Below are 20,444 nucleotides of genomic sequence, written 5' to 3'. Positions count from 1 at the left end.
CGTGTTGATCGGTGAGGTGGCGCGACGGTCCGGAGTCAGCGCCCGGATGCTCAGGCACTACGAGAAGCTGGGTCTGGTACGGCCTTCGGGCCGTACGGGCTCGGGCTACCGGGAGTACTCCGGGGAGGACATCCGGCGGATCTTCCACATCGAGAGCCTGCGGTCGCTGGGGTTGTCGCTGCGCGAGATCGGGCGCGCGCTCGACGACCCCGGCTTCACCCCCGCGACGCTCGTCGGCGACCTCGCCCGCCGGACACGCGAGCGCATCGCCGCGGAGACCGAGCTGCTCACCCAGCTGAACCGGATCGACGCCTCCGAGCCCACGGACTGGACGGACGTCCTCAAGACCGTCGCGCTGCTGAACGCGCTGGCGTCCCGGAACGCCGACATCCGCCAACGCGCCGCCCTGACCTCGGCCGAGGAGATGCCGGTCCCCGTCGAGGCCCTCGTCGAAGCGGCCCTGAGCGAGACCGACACGAACGTCGCCGGAGCCCTTCGCTGGGCTCTGGCGCGATCCGGCGCCGACGACGGCCCGGCCCTCCTCGCGCGGGGCCTCGACTCGCCGGAGGCCGCGGTACGGAAACGCGCCGTCCAGGCCCTCGCCGAACTGCCCGGCGACCGCGCCACCGACGAACTTTGCGGCGCGCTCGCCCACCCCGACACCGCCGTCCGCCGGCACGCGGCCTTGACCCTCGGGCCGCGCGGGGTCGCCGACGCGACGGCCGTCCTGATCGACATGATCGTGGACGGCGCCAACGACACCGACGCGGCGGACGCGTTGGGCGCGCTGGCGCACGACGCCGCGGCCGCGGACCGGATCGCGAGGCTCCTCGTCGACCGTCTCGCCCACCGCACCACCGGTGCGCCCGCACGCGGACGGCTCACCCAGGCGCTCGCCGACATCCCTGGGGCGACGGCGTCACGCGCCCTGGCGGAGCTGTCGCGTGACGAGGACCGCGCGGTCGCCCTCACCGCGACGTACCTGCTCCGCTTGCGCGACGGGGAGTGAGGCTTCGCGGCTCGCGGTCGCGGACAGGGCGGGGCGTGCGCTCCTGGGTGGCGGGGCGCGTGCGCTCCAGGGTCGCGGGCGGGTCCTCCAGGGGCGGCACGGGAGGTGCGCTCCTGGGGCTCGGGGTGGTCCTGCGGTGCGCGGGCTATGGGCTCCCGGGTCGCGGGCGGGTCCTCCAGGGGCGGCGCGGGACGTGCGCTCCTGGGGCTCGGGGCTGGTCCTGCAGGGGCGTGGGCGATGCGCTCCAGGGGCGCGGGCGGGTCCTCCAGGGTCGCGGAAGGTGCGCTCCTGGATCGCGGGGCGGGCCGCGCAGGCCGCGGGGCGGGTCGCGGAAGTGTCAGTCACCCGCCGCCGCGCCCGCGCGCGAGAAGTGGCGCGTGGTCGGTACGAGTGCCGCTGCCGCCGGTACGAGGAAGCAGGCGGCGGCGCAGGCGCCGAGGACCGCCGTGACCCCGAAACGCGCGATGGCGGGGGCGATCAGGGCGAGGCCGACCGGCGCGAGGCCGTACGAGACGAGGAAGTCCAGCGAGGAGACGCGGGCCAGCTTGTCGGGGGCCACCTCGCGCTGCGTGGCGGTGAACCAGGGCACGTTGAACAGTTCGATGCCGATGCCGGCGAGGGCGTACGCGGCGACGACGAGCACCGGGTGCACGGGGAACATCAGGCTGAGCGGGGCGACACCGTACGCGCCGAGAGCGGCGAGGGCCGCCCAGCCCGGTGAGCGGGGCCGCCAACGGGCGATGAGCAGCGCCCCGGCGAGGGCGCCCACGGTGTAGGCGGTCATGGAGGCCGCGAGCACCCATTCGGTGTCGTAGCGGTCCCGGCTGATCAGGGGCAGGGCGACGCTGGTGGCGGAGTAGCCGAGGGCGATCACCGCCACGAGGGCGGTCAGTCCGGCGAGGAACCAGGGGTGGCGCCGCGCCTCGCGTATGCCGTCGAGGAATTCGGCGCCCATCGCGGTGCGCCGGGTCGGCGGCTCGGCCGCCGGTCGCGCTGTCGGCCCGGTGCTCCTGGCCGGTGCGAGTGCGGCGACCAGCCACAGGACGCCGATGCCGAGCAGCAGGGCCGGGACGTCGAGGAAGGCCGCGAGGAGGGCGGTCAGGGCGGGGCCGGCGAGGGTGGCGGACCGTACGGCCATCGTCATGGCGGCGTTGGCCTGCTGTCGTCGTGCGGGGGCGACGGTCTCGGCGGTGAGCGCCTGGAAGGCGGGGCGGCAGGCGCCCTGACCGGCGCCGGCGAGGGCGGCCGCCACCGTCATCAGGAGGAGCGAGCGGCCGAGGCCGGCGGCGAGGGCGGGTGCGGCGACGGCCGCTGCGAGGGCGGACCAGAGCACGACGACCCGGCGGGAGTGCCGGTCGGCGAGCACGCCGCCGATGGCGACGGCGAGAAGGAATCCGCCGGTGCGGGCGGCGAGGACCAGCCCCAGCCCGCCGGCGTCGAGGTCGCGGTGGAGGACGGCGAGTCCCAGGACGAACGGCAGGGCCCAGGTCGCGAGTCCGGAGGCCGTCGTGCCGGCCCACAGACGCAGGAAGGCGGGGTCCCGCAGGACCGAACCTCCAGGTGGGGCAGGCGACTTGACCGAGCTGGGGGTCGGGGTGGTGGTCACGGTGGCAGGGGCTCCCTCGGGCTGGGCCGGGGCGGCTCGGCACGAGCGGACCCCGGTCGTTAATGGAAATGATTTCCATTACAGTACCCTTCGAACGCGGCACTCCTGCCCGGTGCACGTCAACACCCACGCCTCCTCCCCGACCGGAGAACCCCATGCGCCATCCCGCCCGCCTCGGCATCGCCCTGACCCTCGTCCTCGCCACCGTCGGCTGCTCCACGTCGGCCGGTGGCCGCCAGGAGGACGGCGGCCGCAATCGGGCGGACAGCACGTCCGCCACGACGGTCTCGGTCACCAGCTGCGGCCGCCCGACCGCGTTCACCCGGCCCCCGGAACGGGCCGTCTCCCTGGACCAGGCCACGACCGAGACGCTGCTCGAACTCGGGCTGCAGGACCGCATGGCCGGCACCGCCAACCTCAAGGCGAAGATCCCCGCCGCTTACGCCGCCGCCTACGCCGAGGTCCCGGTGATCGCCCCGAAGATCGCCACCGTCGAGCAACTGCGCGCGGCCGCCCCGGACTTCGTCGCCGCGAGCTCCGCCGACCTGTTCACCGCGGACCGGGCCGGGACGCGGGAGGAACTGGCCGCCCTCAAGGTCCCCACCTTCGTCAGCGCGGTGGACTGCCCCCGGCAGAACCCGGTGGGCACCCCGCCCTTCGAGCTGCTGTTCTCCGACTACGAGAACCTCGGCCGGATCTTCGGCGTCGAGGAACGCGCCACCGCTCTCGCCGCCCGCCAGCGGTCAGCGGTGGCGAAAGCGGGGACGCAAGCGGGGGCGAACACCCCGAAGGTCCCCCGGGACGCGGAACGGCCGACCGTCGTCTACCTCTACTCCGTCTTCAACGGCATGCCGTACGTGGCCGGCGGAACAGGCCTGCCCAGCGAGATGAGCCGGATCGTCGGCGCGAAGAACGCCTTCGACGACATCGACGAGGACTGGCCGGAGGTGACCTGGGAGGAAGTCGCCCAGCGCGACCCGGACTTCATCGTCATCGGCGACCTCTCCGAGCGCGGCCGCCCGGGCGACAGCGCCGCCGAGAAGCGCGCCGTCATGACCGCGCACCCCGTGATCTCCCGGCTCGGCGCGGTCAGCCACAACAGGATCCTCGAGGTGCCCGGCATCGAACTGGACCCGTCGGTGCGGTCGGTGCACGCTCTCGGGCTGCTCGCCGACGGCATGAAGGACCTCGGCCATGTCCGCTGACCCGACGACCCGACACGGTGCCGGGTCGTCGGGTGACGGAGCGGCATCTGGTTGGCTCGGGCCTGATACGGGTCTCAGCCCCGGTCACGGTCTCGGTGCCGGTCCCGGTCACAGCCCCGGTCTCGGTCCCGGTCACAGCCCCGGTCTCGGTCACGGTCCCGGTCTCGGTCACGGTCCCGGCCTCCGTCCCGGCCCCGGCCCCGGCCTCGGTCCCGGCCTCGGTCCCGGCCTCCGTCCCGGCCCCGGCCCCGGCCTCGGTCCCGGCCTCGGTCCCGGCCTCGGTCCCGGCCTCGGTCCCGGTCCCGGTCCCGGCCTCGGTCCCGACACGGCGTTGCTCTTCGGCGGCTCCGGACGGGAATTCACCCCCCCAGGGCGGGCTTTCGGCCCTGGGCGGGTCCTCATCCGCGCGGCGACCCGGGCGGGAGGCTTGCTGCTCGGTGCCGTTGTGCTCGCCGTGTCGGTGGTGGCAGCCGTACGCGTCGGCACCGCCGACGTGAGCTGGGGGGATCTGGCAAGGGTCCTGGGCACCCGTCTGGGCCTGTCGGTCGAGCCGCTGCCCCCGCTGCTGGACTCGCTGGTCTGGGACCTGCGGCTGCCCCGCGTGCTGATGGCCGCGCTCGTCGGCGCTTCGCTGGCCGTGTGCGGCACGGTGCTCCAGGCCGTCACCCGCAACGCACTCGCCGACCCCTACCTCCTCGGGGTGTCCTCGGGCGCGTCGACCGGGGCCGTCGTCGTGGTGGTCCTGGGCGTGGGTGCGAGCTCCCTCGGCGTGACCGGCGGAGCGCTCGCGGGTGCGCTGCTCTCCTTCGGCCTGCTTCTGCTCCTCCTGCGGCGCAGCGGCCTCGACTCGACGCGCATCGTCCTCACCGGAGTGGTGGTCGGTCAGCTCTTCTCCGCGCTGACCTCCCTCGTCCTGATGGCGTCGGCCGACGCGGACACCACGCGGGCCGTCACCCACTGGCTGCTCGGATCGATGGCCCCTGCCCGCTGGAGCAGCGTCGCGGTGTGCGCGCTCGTCACCCCGGTCGGACTGGTCCTCGCGTGGACGTACGCGAACGCCCTCGACGGACTCGCCTTCGGTACGGACACGGCCGCCTCGCTCGGAATCGGCGTGCGGCAGGCGCGTACGGTCGCCCTGGTGGTCACGGCGACGCTGACCGCGGTGGCCGTGGCCACGGTCGGTGCCATCGGCTTCGTCGGGCTGATCGTCCCGCACGGAGTGCGCTTCGTCGTCGGCCCGCTGCACCGGTCGCTGCTCCCCCACGCGGCGCTCGCGGGAGCGGTGTTCCTGGTGTGGACGGACGCGCTGGCACGGATCGCCTTCGCTCCCCGTGAGGTACCGGTGGGCGTGATCACCGCCCTGCTGGGTGTGCCGCTGTTCCTGCTGGTCCTGCGCAGGAGGGGCGAGCTGTGAGGATCACCGCCGAGTCCCTGAGCTGGTCAGTGGCGGGCGCGCCGGTCATCCGCGGGGTGAGTCTGGACATCACCTCCGGCGAGACGGTCGGGCTCATCGGCCCGAACGGCTCCGGCAAGTCCTCGCTGCTGCGCTGCCTGGCCGGGCTGCGGGCCCCCGACGCGGGCACCGTACGGTACGACGGCGTGCCCCTCGACGGCTGGAGTCCGCGCCGGATCGCCCGCCACCTCGCCTTCGTCGAGCAGCACTCGGGCGCCGACAGCGACCTGCGGGTCGCCGACGTCGTGGGGCTGGGGCGTACCGCGTACCGGGACCGCTGGCGCGGGCCCGACGCCACGGACCGGGCCGTCGTGGCCGCCGCCCTCGAACACGTGGGGCTCACGGCGCTGGCCGGACGCTCGTGGAAGGCGCTGTCGGGCGGTGAGCGCCAGCGGGTCCACATCGCCCGCGCGCTCGCCCAACGGCCGTACGCGCTCCTGCTCGACGAGCCCTGCAACCACCTGGACGTCAAGCACCAACTGGAGCTCATGCGGTTTCTGGCCGGCACGCCACAGACGGTGCTCGTCGCACTGCACGACCTGTCGCTCGCCGCCCGCCACTGCGACCGGCTGCTCCTGCTGCACCACGGCCGGCTGATCGCCGCCGGCCCACCGGCCGCCGTCCTGACCGCCGAGCGGCTCGCCGCGGTCTTCGAGGTCGACGCCGAACTCACCGCCGACTCCCTCGGCCACCCTCTGGTCGCCTATCGCGGGCCGATCGACGCCACGACGCCGTCGCACCGGCCCACCCTGTGAAAGGAAATCCCATGTCTCCGTCGTCCCCCGGCCCGGCTGCAAGCCCTACCACCGGCCCTACCGCCGGCCCTACCGCCGGCCCTTCTGCCGCTGCCCCCGGCTCTGCCGCCGCTTCTGTCACCACCTCTCCCCCCGCCGGGGTTCCCACCTCTCCTCCCCCCGCCGCTGCTGCTCCCACCTCGGGTATCGCCTCTGTTCCGCCCTTCACCTCGGTGAACGGCCTCCTCGAAGCCGCACTGGCCGGCGGGCTCGGCGGCCCGGCGCCGCACGAACTCGTCGCCACCAGCGTCTTCTGGATCCACCACGGCACCCGTCTGGCGGGCGGCTCGACCACGTACCGCAACCAGTACGTCCTGGTCCGTCTCGGCGACTCCTTCGGCGGCTGTGCCTTCGAGGGCGGCGAAGTAGACCCCAGGATCTGCGGCGACGCCTCCGGCAGTCCGCTCGACGTTCTCCTGCGCCATGAGTCCCGCCCCTTGCGCATCGCCGCGCTCGACGCCTACCTCGGCCACCTCCGGCCGCACCGAGTCGCCGCCCGTACGGGAGAGGCCGAGCCGGTCACCCTCCCCGGCGGGACGCCCGAACTCCGCGCCGTGGCACGCGACGCGGCCATCGCCGGCCTCCTCGACATCGAGGCGGGGGCGAAGGTGGGCCTCATCGGAGTCGTGAACCCGCTGGTGGCGGCGATCCGCGAGCGCGGGGGCGAACCCCTGCCCTGCGACTTCAATCTGAAGGCCACCCAGTGGGGCGATCCCGTGACCGACGACATGCACGAGGTGCTCTCGCGAGCCGAGGCCGTGGTGGCCACCGGAATGACCCTGAGCAACGGCTCGTTCGACACCATCCTGGAGCGCTGTCGGGCCCAGGACACCCCCCTGGTCGTCTACGCCCAGTCGGGGAGCGCCGTCGCCCGGGCGTTCCTCGGCGCGGGCGTGACCGCCCTGTCCGCGGAACCCTTCCCCTTCTCCCAGTTCAGCGCTGAGGAGACGGTTCTGTACCGCTACCGGGGGGTGGGAGGCGCGTGATCCAGACTGCTCGAAAGGCGCTACCCCGTAACGATGGCGGTGCCGAAGCCGATCCCGATACCGGTGCTGACGTCGGTACCGGTGCCCGCCCCCATCCCGGTGCCGGCGCTGATGCTGATGCCCTTCTCACCGGCATCGGGTACGCCTCCTGCCACCACGGTGAGATCCTCCAAGGCGTCTTCCTCGACGGTGGGGTGCGGCGCCCTGGTCTCGTCACGCTTCCGATGGCCGGTCCCGGCAGCCGCGCCGAGTTCGTCCGCCGACCCGGCACGGCGCCGCGGTCCCTCACCGTGACCCCCGCCGACCGGCGCAAGGCCGCCCGCGCCGCGGCCCTCGCCGTCGGCGAGTGCGCCCACGCGGCAGGTCTTCCGCCGAGCGGAGGGGAACTGCGGCTCACCGGTGACGTACCCGTGGGCCTGGGCATGGGCAGCTCCACCAGCGACGTCATCGCCGCCCTGCGTGCGGTGGGTGCCTCCTACGGGGTACGGATGGCGCCGGAAACGGTCGCCCGGCTGGCCGTCCGGGCGGAGACGGCCAGTGACCCGCTGATGCTGGACGACGGCCGCCCGGTCCTGTTCGCCCAACGGGAAGGCCGGGTCCTGGAGGTCCTGGGTCCCGCGCTGCCGCCGCTGGTCGTGGTCGGCTGCACGCTCGGGGGCGGCGCGCCGGTGGACACCCTCTCCCTGCCGACGGCCGACGTGGACGACAGCGACGTCCGGGCCTGGGAGCGGCTGCGCGGGCTTCTGCGCCGCGCCGTCGCCACCGGTGACGCGGCCCTGGTCGGCGAGGTCGCCACCGCGAGCGCACGGCGAGGCCAACTTATCCTTCGCCACGCGGAGTTCGAGACGCTGTGCTCCGTCGCACGCCGGTCCGGGGCCGTGGGGGTCCAGATCGCGCACAGCGGGGCGGTCGCCGGCGTGCTGTTCGACCCGGCGGCGACGGGTCTGCGCCATCGCGTCCGCCGCTGCCTGCACGGCCTGCGGGCCCACGGCATCCCCACCACCAGGACCTTCACGACTAGCCCCACGATCCCTGCCAAGGAGCTCCTCGATGGACCAGCACATCGCCGAGGCGATCGGCCGGCCGGACCTGATACGGCTCGACGACCGGCTCGTATGCCTGCGCTTCGAAACGATGAAGGTGGTCTCCGCGCTCGCCGCGGTACGCCACCTGCTCGACACGGGGGCGGTACGGCGCGGTGACACGCTCCTGGACAGCTCCAGCGGCATCTACGCGTACGCCTTGGCCCTGGCCTGTCACCGGCACGGCATGCGCTGCCACATCGTCGGCTCCTCCACCGTCGACCACACCTTGCGCACGCAACTCGCGGTGCTCGGGGTGACGTTGGAACAGATGGAGCCGTGCAGCGACCTCAAGCTCGACCAGAAGCGACGGGTGGAGCGGATCCACGAGATCCTCGCCGAACACCCCGAGTACCACTGGATGCGGCAGTACCACGACGACATCCACTACCTGGGCTACCGGTCGGTCGCCGACCGCATCCGCGAGGCCGTCGGCACCGAACGCCTCACCGTCGTCGGGGGCGTCGGCTCCGGCGCCTCCACCGGCGCGCTCGCCCGCTACCTGCGGGCGGGCCAGGTGGGGTGGGGTACCGCCGACGTCCCGACTGCCGACGTCCAGCTGGTCGGCGTCCAGCCGTACGGAAGCGTCACCTTCGGGGCCGAGCACGTCTCCGACCCGGAGATCATCATCGCCGGCATCGGCAGCTCCATTCCCTTCGGGAACGTCTCCCACGCGCTGTACGACACCCTGCACTGGGTCGCCTTCGACGCGGCGCTGTCCGGCAGCGTCGACCTGTTGCGGAGGCACGCCGTCTTCGCGGGCCTCTCGGCCGGCGCCGCCTATCTCGCGGCCCGCCACGAACACGACCGCGCACCCGAACGGACGGTCCTGTTCATCGCGGCGGACACCGGGCACCGCTATGTCGACACCGTCTACAGCCGCCACCAGGAGGCCGCCCCGATCGCCGGCCTTGCTCCGCGCGAGGTACGGGACCAGAGCGAGCTGACGCTGCCGTGGTGCCGGATGCGGTGGAATCGGACGCCGGGCGTCGGCGAGGGAGCCCGTTACTCGCCGGAGCCGCAACCGTGGGGACCGCCGCCCGCGGTCACCTGAGGCAGCGAGGCGGGCCGGTCGGTCGCCCGCACCTTCGTGCCTTCGAGCTTCGCGCCTCCACGCCGCAAGTCGTACGGCCAGAAAGACAGGGAGTACTTCCGAAACACGCTTTACCGTTGGCCCATGCTCAAGATGCCGTCACGGGTCGAACTGTGCCCGCTCACCCCTTCCGACCAGGACGAGTTCTGCACGCTCGTACAGGCCAGCTCCGAGCTGCACCATCCGTGGATGCAGCTCCCGGCGACGGAGGAGGAGTTCCAGGCCTGGATGCGTCGCTTCGACGACGGCAGCAACCTGGGGTTCCTGGTCCGCGTCCGGGAGACCGGCGCGGCCGCCGGCCTGGTCAACATCAACTCGATCATCCGGGGCCGCTACCAGGGCGCGTCCCTCGGCTATGCGGCCTTCGCCCCGTCCGCGGGGCACGGGTACATGACCGAGGGGCTCGCCCTCACCCTGCGGCACGCCTTCACGGAGCTCCGGCTCCACCGGCTGGAGGCCAGCATCCAGCCAGGGAACAAGGCGTCCCTCGCCCTGGTCCAGCGGCTGGGCTTCCGCTACGAGGGGGTCTCGCCCGCCTACCTCTACATCGACGGCGACTGGCGCGACCACGAACGCTGGGCCGTCACCGCCCCGACCCCCTGGATCCCCGACCCGACCCTTCCCGCGGTCTGAACCGCTTCGCGCGACGGCACCCGTCGCACGGACCGACGGGCCTGTCCGGCGAACCGCGCCGGACAGGCCCGTGGTCCTGACGAACGGTCAGCGCTTGAGCGTGAAGGTGAAGTCGCCCGAGAGCCTGCCGCTCAGCCGCACGGCCGAAACGAGCCTTCCGTCCCTGATCAGCCGCTCGACCTCGGCCCGCGGGAGATCGCAGCCTTCAGCGATCAGGCGCACCGGCCGGACGGGAATCGGCGCCGCGAAGCGGACCGAGACGTCGATCACCTCAAGGTCCAGGTGATCCGAGTTTCCGGTGTCGAGGCGCCAGGCGTTGTCCCAGTCCAGGGCGATGCGATTACGGCGCCGCAGGACGGGATCCTGGAGCAGTTCAGCCGTCAGGCCGAGGTCGTTGTCATGCAGCCTTTCCAGCAGCTCGGGTCGTACGGAGCGCACATTCATCCGCTCCAGGACGGTGAGCTTGGCCGTTTCCCCGCAGCCCGTGCAGAGGACGAGGAGCCAGGCGTCGATGACCTTGTGGTTCGCGTTGACACGGAACTTGCCGCTCGCCCGGAAGAGCTCGGACGCGCACGCGTGGCAACGCCGGCGAACGAGCGGCAGGCAGGTGGGCACAACCACCCAGTTGTTGAGCACAGAAATACACCGGTTTCAGTGAGAAATCCGCAGCAGAAAGGGGCGCGGCGCACACGGCGCACGCGCGACACATCAGCGCTCGGGAGGTCTCACAGGGTGTACAACGGCACGTCCTTCACCAGACGACTGGGTCAAGCAGCACGGTACGGAAGCCGGCGCCGCCGCTCTACTGGTTTTCGAGCGCGCACGACGACGGTCACCCGGGCATCGACCGGACAAGTCCTAGATCCGGTGCAACCGCTCCAGCCGGACGAGGTCGGCCATTGCCTCGCGCAGGCGAGGAACGAGGTCGGCCTCACCCACCTCGTGATGGGCTACGGGGAAGGACAGCGCGGGCGGCCTCTGGTCCCAGCTGCCGAACCGGTCCCGGTCACGACGGCGTACGAGGACGAGGGCGCCGACCTGACTGTTGAGGACGGAGACCTCGATCTCCGCGAAGGCCTCGGTCTTCCGGCTCGGGTCCTCCAGGTAATACGTCTGGAGGTAGTACTGGCGCTGGGCGACGTTCGGGATCCTGTCGTCCGTCAGCCGAGCCTCGACCCGGCTGTACCCCTCGGCGAAGAAGGCGGCCATCACCGCTCGAACTCGCCTTTGACACCAACGCGGTCGGCACGATCTGCCACCTCCGCGCGTCTGCGCCGGACGTCTACGCCTGGGACGACAAGCCTGGCACGGTCTGGTTCCCGGTCGCCCTCCCGGCAAGGCCGACGTGACCGCCCGCGCGGCCCGGGCCCTGGAAGAACTCGCGACCTTCTACCGGCGTCACCCGAAGAAGGCCCGCAGGGGAGGCAGGGGCAGCGGCAGGGCAACGCAGAACCCGTGGCCGTACGACAGGACCTCCACCTAGAGCCTGTTCGGTCGACAGACGTTCATCAGTGCCTCGCGGTCACCTTTTCCACCGGTGTGCCTCCTTGATCACCGCCGGTGCCGCCGACAGCAACAGGGTTGCAATGAGCATCGATCGCCGCTTTTCACTTCTACCGTCCCGGCAAGAAGCTGCGTTCGGTCATCCGTTCCGTCCGCCACCCAGGGCGCAATAGTCACATGATCGGCGGGACTGGTCCTAGGCTGCGACGATGGAGCGAGCAGCCAACGGACCCGAAGGCCTCTGCCGGTCGGCGCCGCCGGAGCGGGTGAACGACTACGACCGGTTTGCCGAGGCGTACTCGGCGGAGAACGAGAACAACCTCGTGAACGCGTACTACGAGCGGCCCGCGATGCTGGCCCTCGCCGGAGACGTGGCCGGCCGTCGGGTCCTGGACGCCGGCTGCGGCTCGGGCCCGCTGTCCGCCGCGCTGCGGGCCCGCGGTGCGGCGGTCACCGGCGTCGATGTCAGCGCGGGGATGCTGGAACTGGCAAGGCGACGGCTCGGCGACGGGATACCCCTGCACCAGGCCGACCTGAGCGGGCGGCTGCCCTTCGACGACGACGCGTTCGACGACGTGGTCGCCTCTCTCGTGTTGCACTATCTGGAGGACTGGGGGCCGGCGTTGGCGGAGTTGCGGCGGGTGCTCAGGCCCGGAGGACGGCTGATCGCGTCGGTGGACCATCCGTTCGTGGCGTACACGTTCCAGGATCCCCGCCCCGACTACGCCGCGACCACGAGCTATACCTTCGACTGGACGTTCGGCGGGCAGTCCGTCCCGATGAGGTTCTGGCGCAAGCCACTGCACGCGATGACGGACGCTTTCACCGCCGCGGGCTTCCGGCTGGCCGTCATCAGCGAGCCACAGCCCGATCCGGCCGCCCGGGAGCTGTTCCCCGACGATTTCCACAGCCTTTCGACCACACCCTGCTTCCTGTTCTTCGTCGTCGAGCTACCCGCGCCGGCTCCCGACGCCCCGGCGTCGCCGCCCCGGGAGAGGCCTCCCGGACGGGCTTCGTGATGGGATTCTCGACATGACCATGTTGTTTCTGACGGTCGGCCTGCCGGGGGCCGGAAAGACCACCAGAGCTCGGCGACTCGCCGAAGAGCACAACGCCCTGCGGCTGACGCCGGACGAGTGGATGATTCCGCTGTTCGGCGAGCCCGAGGCGGAGGGAAAGCGGGACGTGCTGGAAGGCCGGCTGCTCTGGCTAGGTCTGGAGGCGCTCCGGCTCGGAACCGACGTCGTTCTCGATTTCGGGTGCTGGTCCCGTGACGAGAGATCCGCGATCCGCTGGTTGGTGGCCTCCGTGGGGGCATCCTGTCGCCTTGTGTACGTGCCGGTGGATCATGAGACCCAACGTTCTCGGATCGCCCGTCGGCAGTCGGCCACCCCGGATCAGACCTTCCCGATGAGCGAAGCGGACCTCGTGCGCTGGAGGACGCTCTTCGAGGAGCCCGGCGCCGACGAACTCGACGGGCATGAGATCGGAGGTCCGCCTCCTGGATGGTCGGGATGGCTGGAGTGGGCGTCCGACCGGTGGCCGTCGCTCGCCTGAACCAGACCTCGCAGGGGGTCCTTCGTTCGGCGGCTGGTGTCGCGTCGGCGCAGGTGGCCGAGGTCTGCCGTACCGTGGCCGGGGGACCGATGTGGCCTAATGGGGGCATGACACTGGACGAGGGCCGGCGCGTGCGGCTGGCGAGTGAGCTGAGACTGCCTCTGGCCGATGATTTCGACGGCCCTTCTCTTCTCCTTGCGGCAGGCAACGAGGGCATCGTCGAGCGCGTCACCGAGCACCCCCGCCAGGAGACCCCCGAGGCACGCGAGTACCTCCGGCTCTCGTCCCTCCTCGACGCCTACGGTCCCCAGATGCCACCCGCCAGCAGGAAGCAGCTGGAGGAGCAGGTGGCGGCGTTGGAGCCGGAGTGGCGCGCGTACGAAGAGAGTCGCGCCCGGGTGACCGTGCGCGTCCGTCTCGACAACGGCTTCGTCCTCGACGACGCGGAAGAGGGTCTCTTCGCCCCGCTGACGCCCTGATCGCTCCGGCCAGACGCCTCTCTCCCCCTCCCCCTCTGCTCTCCGCGCGCTTCGGCTCGCCGCGACGCCTCGATGGACCTTGCCGCGAGGGCGTGTCCGACCTCCGGCGCCGACCACCGGCGGGGGCTGCTGCCTTACGCCTCTTGCCGCCGGAGGGGCGCGGCGGCCGCCTCGGAGTGGTGCAGTTGGCGGCGCATGTCGAGCAGGTGGTGGCGGAGCTCGTGCAGCGTGTGTACGGCGAGCCAGCTCAGGGAGCGTTCCGTCCGCTCGGGATAGGAGTAGATCAGCGTGCGCTCCCAGTCGGCGGCCGACAGGCGCTCCAGGGAGTGCGCGAACAGCATGGCCGCGTCCCGGAGTTGGCGGGCGACGTCGGCCGGCTCCTGTTCGGCGTACCCGTCGTGCTCGACCCGCTCGTCGCGACCCATGGGTTCGGCGACCGGCGTGTCGTACCGCCGCGCGGCCAGCAGGCGTTCCCGTTGCACGAGCAGCACGTCGCGCATGTGGCAGGCGTACTCGAGGGGTGCCCACACCAGCGGTGCCGGGCGCCGCCGCAGCACCGTCGGCTCTGCCTCCAGAAGCTCGGCGTACGCGTCCGCGTAGCTCCTGGCCAGCGCCGGGACCGCGGGGCCCTGGGCAAGGTCGTACACGAAGTCGCATTCCGCGCAGGTCGTCACACGCCGACGTTAGCAAGGCTTGGGGCGCTGGACGCCCGGTCGTCGCCGATGCGGTGGCCTGTACCCCTCCGACCACTCCCCGCGCTGGCACCTGTCGCAGACCAGAGAGGTCGAGGGGACCCGGGCGGCGGCCGAGGCGGCGGCGCTGAAGCTCGCCGGCAGCCACGTCCCCGAGGACATCGCCCGGTTCCTGAACCCTGGCGGGCGGTCGAACGGAACGGGGAAGTCCCGCCCGGAGCACTCGAAGGGCTTCAAGCGCTTCTTCGGCCGAGCCTCCAGTGGAGGCGGTGGCTTCCGCGCGCGCCTTCCCCCGCACCGGCCCGAAGAATCGCATCCGGCGCCGTTCAGCCGACGGTGAAGGCCGGCTCGGGCGGGGCTCCGGTGTCATTACAGTCCGTCTCATGACGACGATCACCACGCGTACGGTCGCCTACCCGGCCGACGGCCTGACGATGATCGGGCACCTCGCGCTCCCCGCCGGTGCGGACCGCCGGCCCGCGGTTCTGATCGGGCCGGAGGGGCCGGGCCTGAACGACTTCCAGCGCCGCCGGGCGGACGCTCTCGCCCAACTGGGTTACGTGGCCTTCGCCTTCGACCTGCACGGCGGGCGGTGGTTCACCGACCCGCAGGAGATGCTGGCGCGCGTGACCCCGCTGCTCGCCGACCCCGATCGGATGCGGGGCATCGGCCACGCGGCACTCGACGTCCTGCTCGCCGAACCGCGGACCGATCCGGAACGGATCGCCGCGATCGGCTACGGCACCGGCGGGGCCATCGCGTTGGAACTCGGGCGCGACGGCGTCGACCTGCGGGCCATCGGGACCGTCAACGCGCTCACCACCGGCCGACCGGGCGAGGCGTCACGCATTCGGTGCCCCGTGTGGGCCGGGGTCGGATCGCTGGACCCGATCATGCCCGCCGAGCAACGGGACGCCTTCGCCGCCGAGATGGAGGCAGCGGGCGTGGACTGGCGTCTCGTGGTCTACGGCGGAGCCCTGCACGCCTTCCACCACCCGCCGGTCGACCAGGCCGTGGTCCCCGGCGTCGGCCACCACCCCCGGCACGCCGAGCGAGCCTGGCAGGACATCGTGAACCTGCTCGCCGAGTGCCTGCCCGTGACCCGGTGAGGCGGAGCGTCCGGACCACTGCCTTCCTCGTGGCGTGGGGTCTCGCGCGACGCCTGGCCGGCCGAGGGTGCGGCGTTTCCGTCCATGCCCGGGCGCGGGCGCCTCTCATGGAGGGCGGATCGGCTCGCCCGGGATCCGGACATGTTCGTACGCGCCCGGGTCGCCCGGCATCCCGGGCTCGGCGAAGCGCTGCTGGAACGGCTCCTCTCTGACCCGGAGTACCGGGTCGCGGACGAAGCCGCCGCGTACCCCGTGCCCTGCGCCGCCGTTCGGAGTCGCCTCGGCTGCGGACGGTACGCCTTCAGGGCTACCGTTCGGCAGGCCCGCAGGGCCGGCCTCGCCTTGCGGCCGTCGGGGCCGTCGGGGCCGTCGGTCACCGATCCTCTGTCGAGGTGCGCACCGCACGCGCTCTCACGCAACCGTGGCGGCGGCCGCCACGCGGCTCAGCTGGGCGGCCTGTCCTCGCCGTCGCGGCCCGGCTTCCTTCCGCGGACGGCCCAGGCACGGGCGGTCAACGCGATCTGCCCGTCCGGCCCTGCGGGTACGGCCCGACGGAGCGTGTCCCTCAGTCGATCCCGTTCTGCGGGCGCGAGGGAAGCGACATAGGCCGGGGCGGGGCCCTGGCCGGCCAGGAACGGCTCCCAGAAGTCCGCGAAGCCGGAGAAGTCGGTGGGCACCTCGATCGGAACGACCATCAGGTCTTCGAGGCCCGCCTCCGCCCACACGGCGTGCAGCGGTTCCGGGCGGCACAGCGGAAAGCGGCGGCCCTCGTCCCGTGCGGCAGCCGACGGCTCCAGCGTGACCACGGCGTCCCAGAAGCAGCGGAGGAACGCCATGCCCTCGGAGTAGTCCCATACGTACGCGGCGACGGTCCCGCCCGGTCGCACCACCCGGGCCGCCTCGGTCACGGCCACGACCGGTTCGGAAAGGAAGTTGAGCGCGAGTCCGCTCACGGCCATGTCGCACGCCGCGTCGCGCACCGGCAGCGAACGTGCGTCGGCGACCACGAAGCCGCCCGGCGCGCGGCGGGCCCGCTCGGCCGACGCCACGAATCCGGCGGACCGGTCCACGCCCACCACCGTCCGGGGCCGGCACCGCGCAGCCACCGTCGCGGCCAAGGCGCCCGTACCGCACCCCACGTCCAGCCACCGCAGACCCGCCCCGGCGTCGAGCCACGCCACGAATCCATCCGCGACCAGACGGCTCCACCGGCCCATGTACCGATCGTAGGCATCGCCGGCAGCCCACATGCCGAAGCGCTCGTCCCTCATCCCACCACGATCTCCCACCCTTCCCTCGCGGGCGACGCGGGCGACGCGGCGAGGCGGAGGGCGAGGCGGGCACATGGCGTGGAGTTCGGCATCAGTCGGGCCGGTGGAGGACGGGAGGGGGAGGGACCGGGCAGCAGGGCGGCATGGCGGCTGACGTGCGCTCAGGTCCGTCCGTACGGCGTGCAGGGCGCCGCTCGGGCGGGGGAGCGTGCACGGGCCTCCGCCTGCGCCGGGCGCCCGTGTGGCAACGGGTTGAGGGCTGCGAGACGATGGTCCTGGGGCTCCGAGCACTCGACGCTGGGGAGCATGATCATGAACACCAAGCCCGCCTGTGGGCCGGAGCGCGACCCTGACTTCTTCGACGAGGTCGACAAGCTGTTCGCCAGGTACCCCGAGGCCGCCGGTCGCTATGCGGTGGCGTGCCGAAGGCTGGAGCTCGACATACTGAAGATCGACTTCGACAAGCAGGTAGGGGTCACACGTATCGAGGACGGCCGCATCGTCACGGAATTCGTCGACCGCGACACGGTCGAGGGCACGCGGTCCGCGCACCACGCCTGCTGCGAGTGGCCGCCGAACCATGACGGCCACTGCAACAGGATCTGTCCGGAGTGACTTCGCACCGGATGGTTCTCGTCCCGCGGCCGGCCCGTCTTGTCGGGCCGCCACGTCAGGCCCGTCGTGTCAGACCTCCGGGAAGGCCGCGGGGATACCCAACGACGGGGCGATCGCCGACCAGATCGCGGACTGCGCCGTGGGCAGGCCGACGTGCGGGTCGGCGAGCATCACGCGGATGCCCAGGCCGTCGCACAGGGCCAGGACCAGGGTGCTGACCGCGGCGACGTCGCAGGGGGTGAACTCCCCCGACGCGATGCCGCGTTCCACGGCGCCGCCGACCCAGGCGTGGAGCTGGTCGTACAGGTCGACGGCCAGCTGCCGGGCCGCCTCGTCGCGCTGGGCGCGCACCCAGAGCTCCTGCCACAGCTTCCAGTCCTGGCGCAGCTCCTCGTCCGTGGGCAGCATGGTGCGCACGATGCGGGCGAGGAGGTCGGCGGAGGGGACGTCCGCGTCGCCGCCGTCGAGGTCCGTGCCGGTCTGGGCGAAGGAGTGCGTCATCGCCTCGGCGAAGAGTTTCTCGCGGGTGTCGAAGTGGTAGTGGAGCAGGGCCTTCGACACCCCCGCGTGCTCGGCGACCTTGCGCATGCTGACGTTCTCGAAACCGATGTCGGCGATCACCTCGCAGGCGGCCTTGAGGATCCGCTCCCGTGTCTCGAGTGCGCGCTCGGCCTTGCTCACGTTCGCAACTCCCCGTGTCGGTGAAAGTGCCGGTGTGGCTGTGGGTGTGGGTGTGGGGTGGGTGTGGGGACATCATCCCTGCCCATCCTGCCTCGCCCGGCGCTCCGGGTACGGGTGGAAGCCCCGGCCCGTCTCAGGTCGCTCACAAGGTCACCGGCAGCTGCAGGACACCTGTGCCGCGCTTGACGAGTTCGCCCGCGACGATCAGCCGCTGGATCTCGGAGGTGCCCTCCCAGATGCGGTCGACGCGCAGCTCCCGGTAGAGGCGCTCGACGGGGTACGAGCGGTCGTAGCCGCGTCCGCCGAAGATCTGCAGGCACCGGTCGACCACCCGGCCGGACGCCTCGCTCGCCGCGAGTTTGGCGATCGCGGCCTTCGCGTGCAGGGTCTTGCGGTCGGTCCGGCCCTCGCCGACCTCCCAGGCGACCTGGTACGTGTAGGCGCGGTTGACGGCGATGTCGACGGCCGAGTCGGCGAGCATGCCCTGGATGAGCTGGAAGTCCGCGATGCGGGAGCCGAACTGACGGCGCCCGACGGCCCAGTCACGCGCCAGTTCCAGGGCCCGCTCGGCCGCGCCGATCGTACGGGCGGCGATCATCAGCCGTTCCTCGGAGAACCAGGAGCGGGTGAGGTCGTAGCCGTTGCCGACGCCGCCGAGCACCGCGTCCTCGGCGACGTGCACGTCGGTGAAGGTGAACTCCGGGTGTTCGTAGACGAAGGTGTGCATCCAGCGGGGCACCCTGGTCATCTCGATGCCGGGCGTGTCCTTGTCCACGAGGAACAGGGTCGGCGCCCGCTCCTCCCCCGCGGCGGCGAGCACGATCATGAAGTCGGCGTGGTCGCCGACGGTGACGAACCACTTCTCGCCGTTCAGCACCCAGCCGTCGGCGGTCCGGGTCGCGGTGGTCCGCAGGTTCTGCGGGTCGGAACCCGCCTCGGGCTCGCTCACCGCGTAGCAGTCGCGCCGGCGTCCCCGGATCACGGGTACGAGGTACCGCTCGCGCTGCCCGGGCGTGCAGTGCGCCAGGGCGTTGGCCGGTCGCCACACCGTGTCCCACAGGGCGCCGGTGAGCCGGCCCAGCTCCTCCTGGACCACGACCTGCTCGAGGACGGTGAGTCCGGCGCCGCCCCACTCGACCGGCATGTTGACGGCCTGGAGGCCGCTGTCGAGGACGGCCGCGCGGATCTCTGCATGGGCCTCCGGCGGCAGTCCGTTGTTCTCCTCGCAGTCGAGCTCGTACTTCATGATGAACCCGGTGAGGTCGCGCGCCGATTCCTTGAGCTCCTGCTGACGTGCGGTGAGACGGAAGTCCATGGGGGTCCTGGTCCTTTCGGAGGTCGGTGACGGTGCGGGTGGGTGAGGTGGGGGTGCGGGGTGGGGCGACTGCGAATGGGTGGGGTGGGGTGCGAAGGGGGTGGTGTGCGGGTCGCCCGCCGAGAGAGGGGTCGACGGCGGCGGTCGGCGGCCCGCGTCGAAGGCCGGGGCGGCGGTCGGATCAGCTGGGCAGGGCCAGCGCTCCGGTGCCGCGCTTGACGAGCTCGTTCGCGATGATCAGCCGCTGGATCTCCGAGGTGCCCTCCCAGATGCGGTCGACGCGCAGCTCCCGGTACATCCGCTCGACGGGGTACGAGCGGTCGTAGCCGCGTCCGCCGAAGATCTGCAGGCACCGGTCGACGACCCGCCCTGCCGCCTCGCTCGCCGCGAGCTTCGCCGTGGAGGCCTTGGCGTGCAGGGTCTTGCGGTCGGTGTGCGGCTGGTCGGCCTCCCAGGCGACCTGGTGGGTGTAGGCGCGGTTGACGGCGATGTCGACGGCGCAGTCGGCGAGCATCCCCTGGATCAGCTGGAAGTCCGCGATGCGGGAGCCGAACTGACGGCGCCCGACGGCCCAGTCACGCGCCAGTTCCAGGGCCCGCTCGGCCGCGCCGACGGTCCGGGCGGCGATCATCAGGCGCTCGTCGGTGAACCATTCCTTCGTCAGCTCGTAGCCCTTGCCGACGCCGCCGAGCACGTCCTCGTCGGGGACGAAGACGTCGGTGAAGCGGAACTCGGGGTGGCCGTTCACCGCGGAGTGCATGAACCGGGGGACCCGGGTCAGCTCGACCCCCGGCGCCCGCTTGTCGACGAAGAACAGCGTCGCCGCCCGCTCCGGTCCGGCGTCGGCCTGCACCAACAGGAAATCGGCGATGTCGCCGCAGGTGACGAACCACTTCTCGCCGTTCAGGAGCCAGCCGCCCGCCGTACGGGTCGCGGTGCTCGTGCCCGAGCCGGGGTCGGAGCCCGCCCCGGGCTCGGTGACCGCGAAGGCGTCGAAGCGCTCGCCTCGGATCACCGGCAGCAGGTACTTCTCGCGCTGTGCCTCGGTGCCGTACGCGAGGACGTTGGCGGGCCGCCAGGGGATGTCCCAGAGGCAGTTGGTCACCTTGCCGAACTCCTCCTCGACGATGACCTGGTCCAGGAGGGAGAGTCCGGCGCCGCCCCACTCGACGGGCATGTTGATGGCGTAGACGCCCGCGTCGATCGCGGCCCGGGTCAGTTCCCGCACGGTGTCGGGCGGCAACGGGCCGCCGGCGTCCTCCGACTGCTCCTCGTACCGCATCAGGAGCCGGGTGTAGGCCGCGGCGCGTGCCTTGAGTTCGGTCTGCTCGGGGGTGTAGCGGAAGTCCATGGTGCGGGTC

General features: G+C 72.2%; 22 protein-coding genes. 13 read left to right on the top strand and 9 right to left on the bottom strand.

What is annotated here, in order from left to right:
- The first annotated feature begins 1 nt into the window (after position 1).
- On the top strand, positions 2-1,009 hold the full coding sequence (locus tag ACIGXE_RS08215) for a MerR family transcriptional regulator (protein ID WP_399744734.1): 1,008 nt from the start codon (positions 2-4) through the stop codon (positions 1,007-1,009).
- A gap of 337 nt (positions 1,010-1,346) precedes the next feature.
- On the opposite strand, the gene ACIGXE_RS08210 is transcribed toward ACIGXE_RS08215, so the two are convergent.
- Positions 1,347-2,615: an MFS transporter gene (locus ACIGXE_RS08210; RefSeq protein WP_399744732.1), complete on the bottom strand. Its 1,269-nt coding sequence runs from the start codon at positions 2,613-2,615 to the stop codon at positions 1,347-1,349.
- Between the two features lie 155 nt (positions 2,616-2,770).
- Here ACIGXE_RS08210 and ACIGXE_RS08205 point away from each other — a divergent pair, with 155 nt between their 5' ends.
- From ACIGXE_RS08205 to ACIGXE_RS08190, 4 genes are all read left to right on the top strand, one after another.
- Positions 2,771-3,820: an ABC transporter substrate-binding protein gene (locus ACIGXE_RS08205; RefSeq protein ID WP_399744730.1), complete on the top strand. Its 1,050-nt coding sequence runs from the start codon at positions 2,771-2,773 to the stop codon at positions 3,818-3,820.
- Positions 3,821-4,274: 454 nt separating this feature from the next.
- Positions 4,275-5,234, top strand: a complete 960-nt coding sequence (locus ACIGXE_RS08200) for a FecCD family ABC transporter permease (RefSeq protein ID WP_399745170.1) — start codon at positions 4,275-4,277, stop codon at positions 5,232-5,234.
- Entirely contained in the window at positions 5,231-6,028 is a 798-nt protein-coding gene (locus tag ACIGXE_RS08195) for an ABC transporter ATP-binding protein (RefSeq protein ID WP_399744728.1), read from the top strand. The genes ACIGXE_RS08200 and ACIGXE_RS08195 overlap by 4 nt, the downstream gene beginning before the upstream one ends.
- Positions 6,029-6,240: 212 nt before the next feature.
- Positions 6,241-7,053, top strand: coding sequence for a Rossmann-like domain-containing protein (locus ACIGXE_RS08190; protein ID WP_399744726.1), 813 nt, complete (start codon positions 6,241-6,243; stop codon positions 7,051-7,053).
- 20 nt (positions 7,054-7,073) lie between these two features.
- Here the strand turns inward: ACIGXE_RS08190 and ACIGXE_RS08185 are convergent, their stop codons facing one another.
- On the bottom strand, positions 7,074-7,226 hold the full coding sequence (locus tag ACIGXE_RS08185) for a hypothetical protein (RefSeq protein WP_399744724.1): 153 nt from the start codon (positions 7,224-7,226) through the stop codon (positions 7,074-7,076).
- A gap of 51 nt (positions 7,227-7,277) precedes the next feature.
- Between ACIGXE_RS08185 and ACIGXE_RS08180 the strand changes: the two genes are divergently transcribed.
- The 3 genes from ACIGXE_RS08180 to ACIGXE_RS08170 all read left to right on the top strand — a co-directional run bounded on the left by ACIGXE_RS08180 (position 7,278) and on the right by ACIGXE_RS08170 (position 9,861).
- A complete protein-coding gene (locus ACIGXE_RS08180) occupies positions 7,278-8,255 on the top strand; it encodes a GHMP kinase (protein WP_399744722.1) in 978 nt (325 codons plus the stop codon).
- The gene (locus ACIGXE_RS08175) at positions 8,143-9,189 is read left to right on the top strand and encodes a pyridoxal-phosphate dependent enzyme (protein WP_399745168.1); all 1,047 of its coding nucleotides are present in this window, start codon (positions 8,143-8,145) and stop codon (positions 9,187-9,189) included. The genes ACIGXE_RS08180 and ACIGXE_RS08175 overlap by 113 nt, the downstream gene beginning before the upstream one ends.
- Positions 9,190-9,312: 123 nt before the next feature.
- Positions 9,313-9,861 carry a GNAT family N-acetyltransferase gene (locus tag ACIGXE_RS08170; RefSeq protein WP_399744720.1) on the top strand — a complete coding sequence of 183 codons (549 nt, stop codon included), beginning with the start codon at positions 9,313-9,315 and terminating at the stop codon, positions 9,859-9,861.
- A gap of 87 nt (positions 9,862-9,948) precedes the next feature.
- On the opposite strand, the gene ACIGXE_RS08165 is transcribed toward ACIGXE_RS08170, so the two are convergent.
- Entirely contained in the window at positions 9,949-10,497 is a 549-nt protein-coding gene (locus ACIGXE_RS08165; protein ID WP_399744718.1) for a DUF1062 domain-containing protein, read from the bottom strand.
- 222 nt (positions 10,498-10,719) lie between these two features.
- Positions 10,720-11,070: a hypothetical protein gene (locus ACIGXE_RS08160; RefSeq protein WP_399744716.1), complete on the bottom strand. Its 351-nt coding sequence runs from the start codon at positions 11,068-11,070 to the stop codon at positions 10,720-10,722.
- Positions 11,071-11,573: 503 nt separating this feature from the next.
- Between ACIGXE_RS08160 and ACIGXE_RS08155 the strand changes: the two genes are divergently transcribed.
- The 3 genes from ACIGXE_RS08155 (at position 11,574) to ACIGXE_RS08145 (ending at position 13,400) form a co-directional block, all read left to right on the top strand.
- Positions 11,574-12,383, top strand: a complete 810-nt coding sequence (locus tag ACIGXE_RS08155; protein ID WP_399744714.1) for a class I SAM-dependent DNA methyltransferase — start codon at positions 11,574-11,576, stop codon at positions 12,381-12,383.
- A 13-nt stretch (positions 12,384-12,396) separates the two neighbouring features.
- Positions 12,397-12,921 carry an AAA family ATPase gene (locus ACIGXE_RS08150; RefSeq protein ID WP_399744712.1) on the top strand — a complete coding sequence of 175 codons (525 nt, stop codon included), beginning with the start codon at positions 12,397-12,399 and terminating at the stop codon, positions 12,919-12,921.
- A gap of 107 nt (positions 12,922-13,028) precedes the next feature.
- Positions 13,029-13,400, top strand: a complete 372-nt coding sequence (locus tag ACIGXE_RS08145) for a hypothetical protein (RefSeq protein ID WP_399744710.1) — start codon at positions 13,029-13,031, stop codon at positions 13,398-13,400.
- Positions 13,401-13,534: 134 nt separating this feature from the next.
- Here the strand turns inward: ACIGXE_RS08145 and ACIGXE_RS08140 are convergent, their stop codons facing one another.
- Positions 13,535-14,074, bottom strand: coding sequence for a DinB family protein (locus ACIGXE_RS08140; RefSeq protein ID WP_399744708.1), 540 nt, complete (start codon positions 14,072-14,074; stop codon positions 13,535-13,537).
- Between the two features lie 401 nt (positions 14,075-14,475).
- Here ACIGXE_RS08140 and ACIGXE_RS08135 point away from each other — a divergent pair, with 401 nt between their 5' ends.
- A complete protein-coding gene (locus ACIGXE_RS08135; protein ID WP_399744706.1) occupies positions 14,476-15,201 on the top strand; it encodes a dienelactone hydrolase family protein in 726 nt (241 codons plus the stop codon).
- Between the two features lie 443 nt (positions 15,202-15,644).
- On the opposite strand, the gene ACIGXE_RS08130 is transcribed toward ACIGXE_RS08135, so the two are convergent.
- Positions 15,645-16,418, bottom strand: a complete 774-nt coding sequence (locus ACIGXE_RS08130) for a class I SAM-dependent methyltransferase (protein ID WP_399744704.1) — start codon at positions 16,416-16,418, stop codon at positions 15,645-15,647.
- 360 nt (positions 16,419-16,778) lie between these two features.
- On the opposite strand from ACIGXE_RS08130, the gene ACIGXE_RS08125 reads away from it, so the two are divergent.
- Positions 16,779-17,087 (top strand): hypothetical protein, encoded by a 309-nt coding sequence (locus tag ACIGXE_RS08125; protein ID WP_399744702.1) that lies wholly within the window; start codon positions 16,779-16,781, stop codon positions 17,085-17,087.
- A gap of 69 nt (positions 17,088-17,156) precedes the next feature.
- Here the strand turns inward: ACIGXE_RS08125 and ACIGXE_RS08120 are convergent, their stop codons facing one another.
- The 3 genes from ACIGXE_RS08120 to ACIGXE_RS08110 all read right to left on the bottom strand — a co-directional run bounded on the left by ACIGXE_RS08120 (position 17,157) and on the right by ACIGXE_RS08110 (position 20,434).
- On the bottom strand, positions 17,157-17,768 hold the full coding sequence (locus ACIGXE_RS08120) for a TetR/AcrR family transcriptional regulator (RefSeq protein ID WP_399744700.1): 612 nt from the start codon (positions 17,766-17,768) through the stop codon (positions 17,157-17,159).
- A gap of 142 nt (positions 17,769-17,910) precedes the next feature.
- Positions 17,911-19,083: an acyl-CoA dehydrogenase family protein gene (locus tag ACIGXE_RS08115; protein ID WP_399744698.1), complete on the bottom strand. Its 1,173-nt coding sequence runs from the start codon at positions 19,081-19,083 to the stop codon at positions 17,911-17,913.
- A 181-nt stretch (positions 19,084-19,264) separates the two neighbouring features.
- Positions 19,265-20,434, bottom strand: a complete 1,170-nt coding sequence (locus tag ACIGXE_RS08110; protein ID WP_399744696.1) for an acyl-CoA dehydrogenase family protein — start codon at positions 20,432-20,434, stop codon at positions 19,265-19,267.
- Positions 20,435-20,444: the final 10 nt, after the last annotated feature.

The organism is Streptomyces sp. NPDC053431 (assembly GCF_044544925.1).
GTDB lineage: Bacteria > Actinomycetota > Actinomycetes > Streptomycetales > Streptomycetaceae > Streptomyces.
Note: the sequence above shows the minus strand (reverse complement) of the source record. Positions and strands in the feature narration are given on the sequence as shown.

Excerpts from the sequence above, each read along its gene's own strand:
- ACIGXE_RS08205 (WP_399744730.1), top strand. The coding sequence starts at position 2,771 with ATGCGCCATCCCGCCCGCCTCGGCATCGCCCTGACCCTCGTCCTCGCC.
- ACIGXE_RS08180 (WP_399744722.1), top strand. The coding sequence starts at position 7,278 with ATGGCCGGTCCCGGCAGCCGCGCCGAGTTCGTCCGCCGACCCGGCACG.
- ACIGXE_RS08170 (WP_399744720.1), top strand. The coding sequence starts at position 9,313 with ATGCTCAAGATGCCGTCACGGGTCGAACTGTGCCCGCTCACCCCTTCC.
- ACIGXE_RS08160 (WP_399744716.1), bottom strand. The coding sequence starts at position 11,070 with ATGGCCGCCTTCTTCGCCGAGGGGTACAGCCGGGTCGAGGCTCGGCTG.
- ACIGXE_RS08155 (WP_399744714.1), top strand. The coding sequence starts at position 11,574 with ATGGAGCGAGCAGCCAACGGACCCGAAGGCCTCTGCCGGTCGGCGCCG.
- ACIGXE_RS08150 (WP_399744712.1), top strand. The coding sequence starts at position 12,397 with ATGACCATGTTGTTTCTGACGGTCGGCCTGCCGGGGGCCGGAAAGACC.
- ACIGXE_RS08145 (WP_399744710.1), top strand. The coding sequence starts at position 13,029 with ATGACACTGGACGAGGGCCGGCGCGTGCGGCTGGCGAGTGAGCTGAGA.
- ACIGXE_RS08135 (WP_399744706.1), top strand. The coding sequence starts at position 14,476 with ATGACGACGATCACCACGCGTACGGTCGCCTACCCGGCCGACGGCCTG.
- ACIGXE_RS08130 (WP_399744704.1), bottom strand. The coding sequence starts at position 16,418 with ATGGGCCGGTGGAGCCGTCTGGTCGCGGATGGATTCGTGGCGTGGCTC.
- ACIGXE_RS08125 (WP_399744702.1), top strand. The coding sequence starts at position 16,779 with ATGATCATGAACACCAAGCCCGCCTGTGGGCCGGAGCGCGACCCTGAC.
- ACIGXE_RS08115 (WP_399744698.1), bottom strand. The coding sequence starts at position 19,083 with ATGGACTTCCGTCTCACCGCACGTCAGCAGGAGCTCAAGGAATCGGCG.
- ACIGXE_RS08110 (WP_399744696.1), bottom strand. The coding sequence starts at position 20,434 with ATGGACTTCCGCTACACCCCCGAGCAGACCGAACTCAAGGCACGCGCC.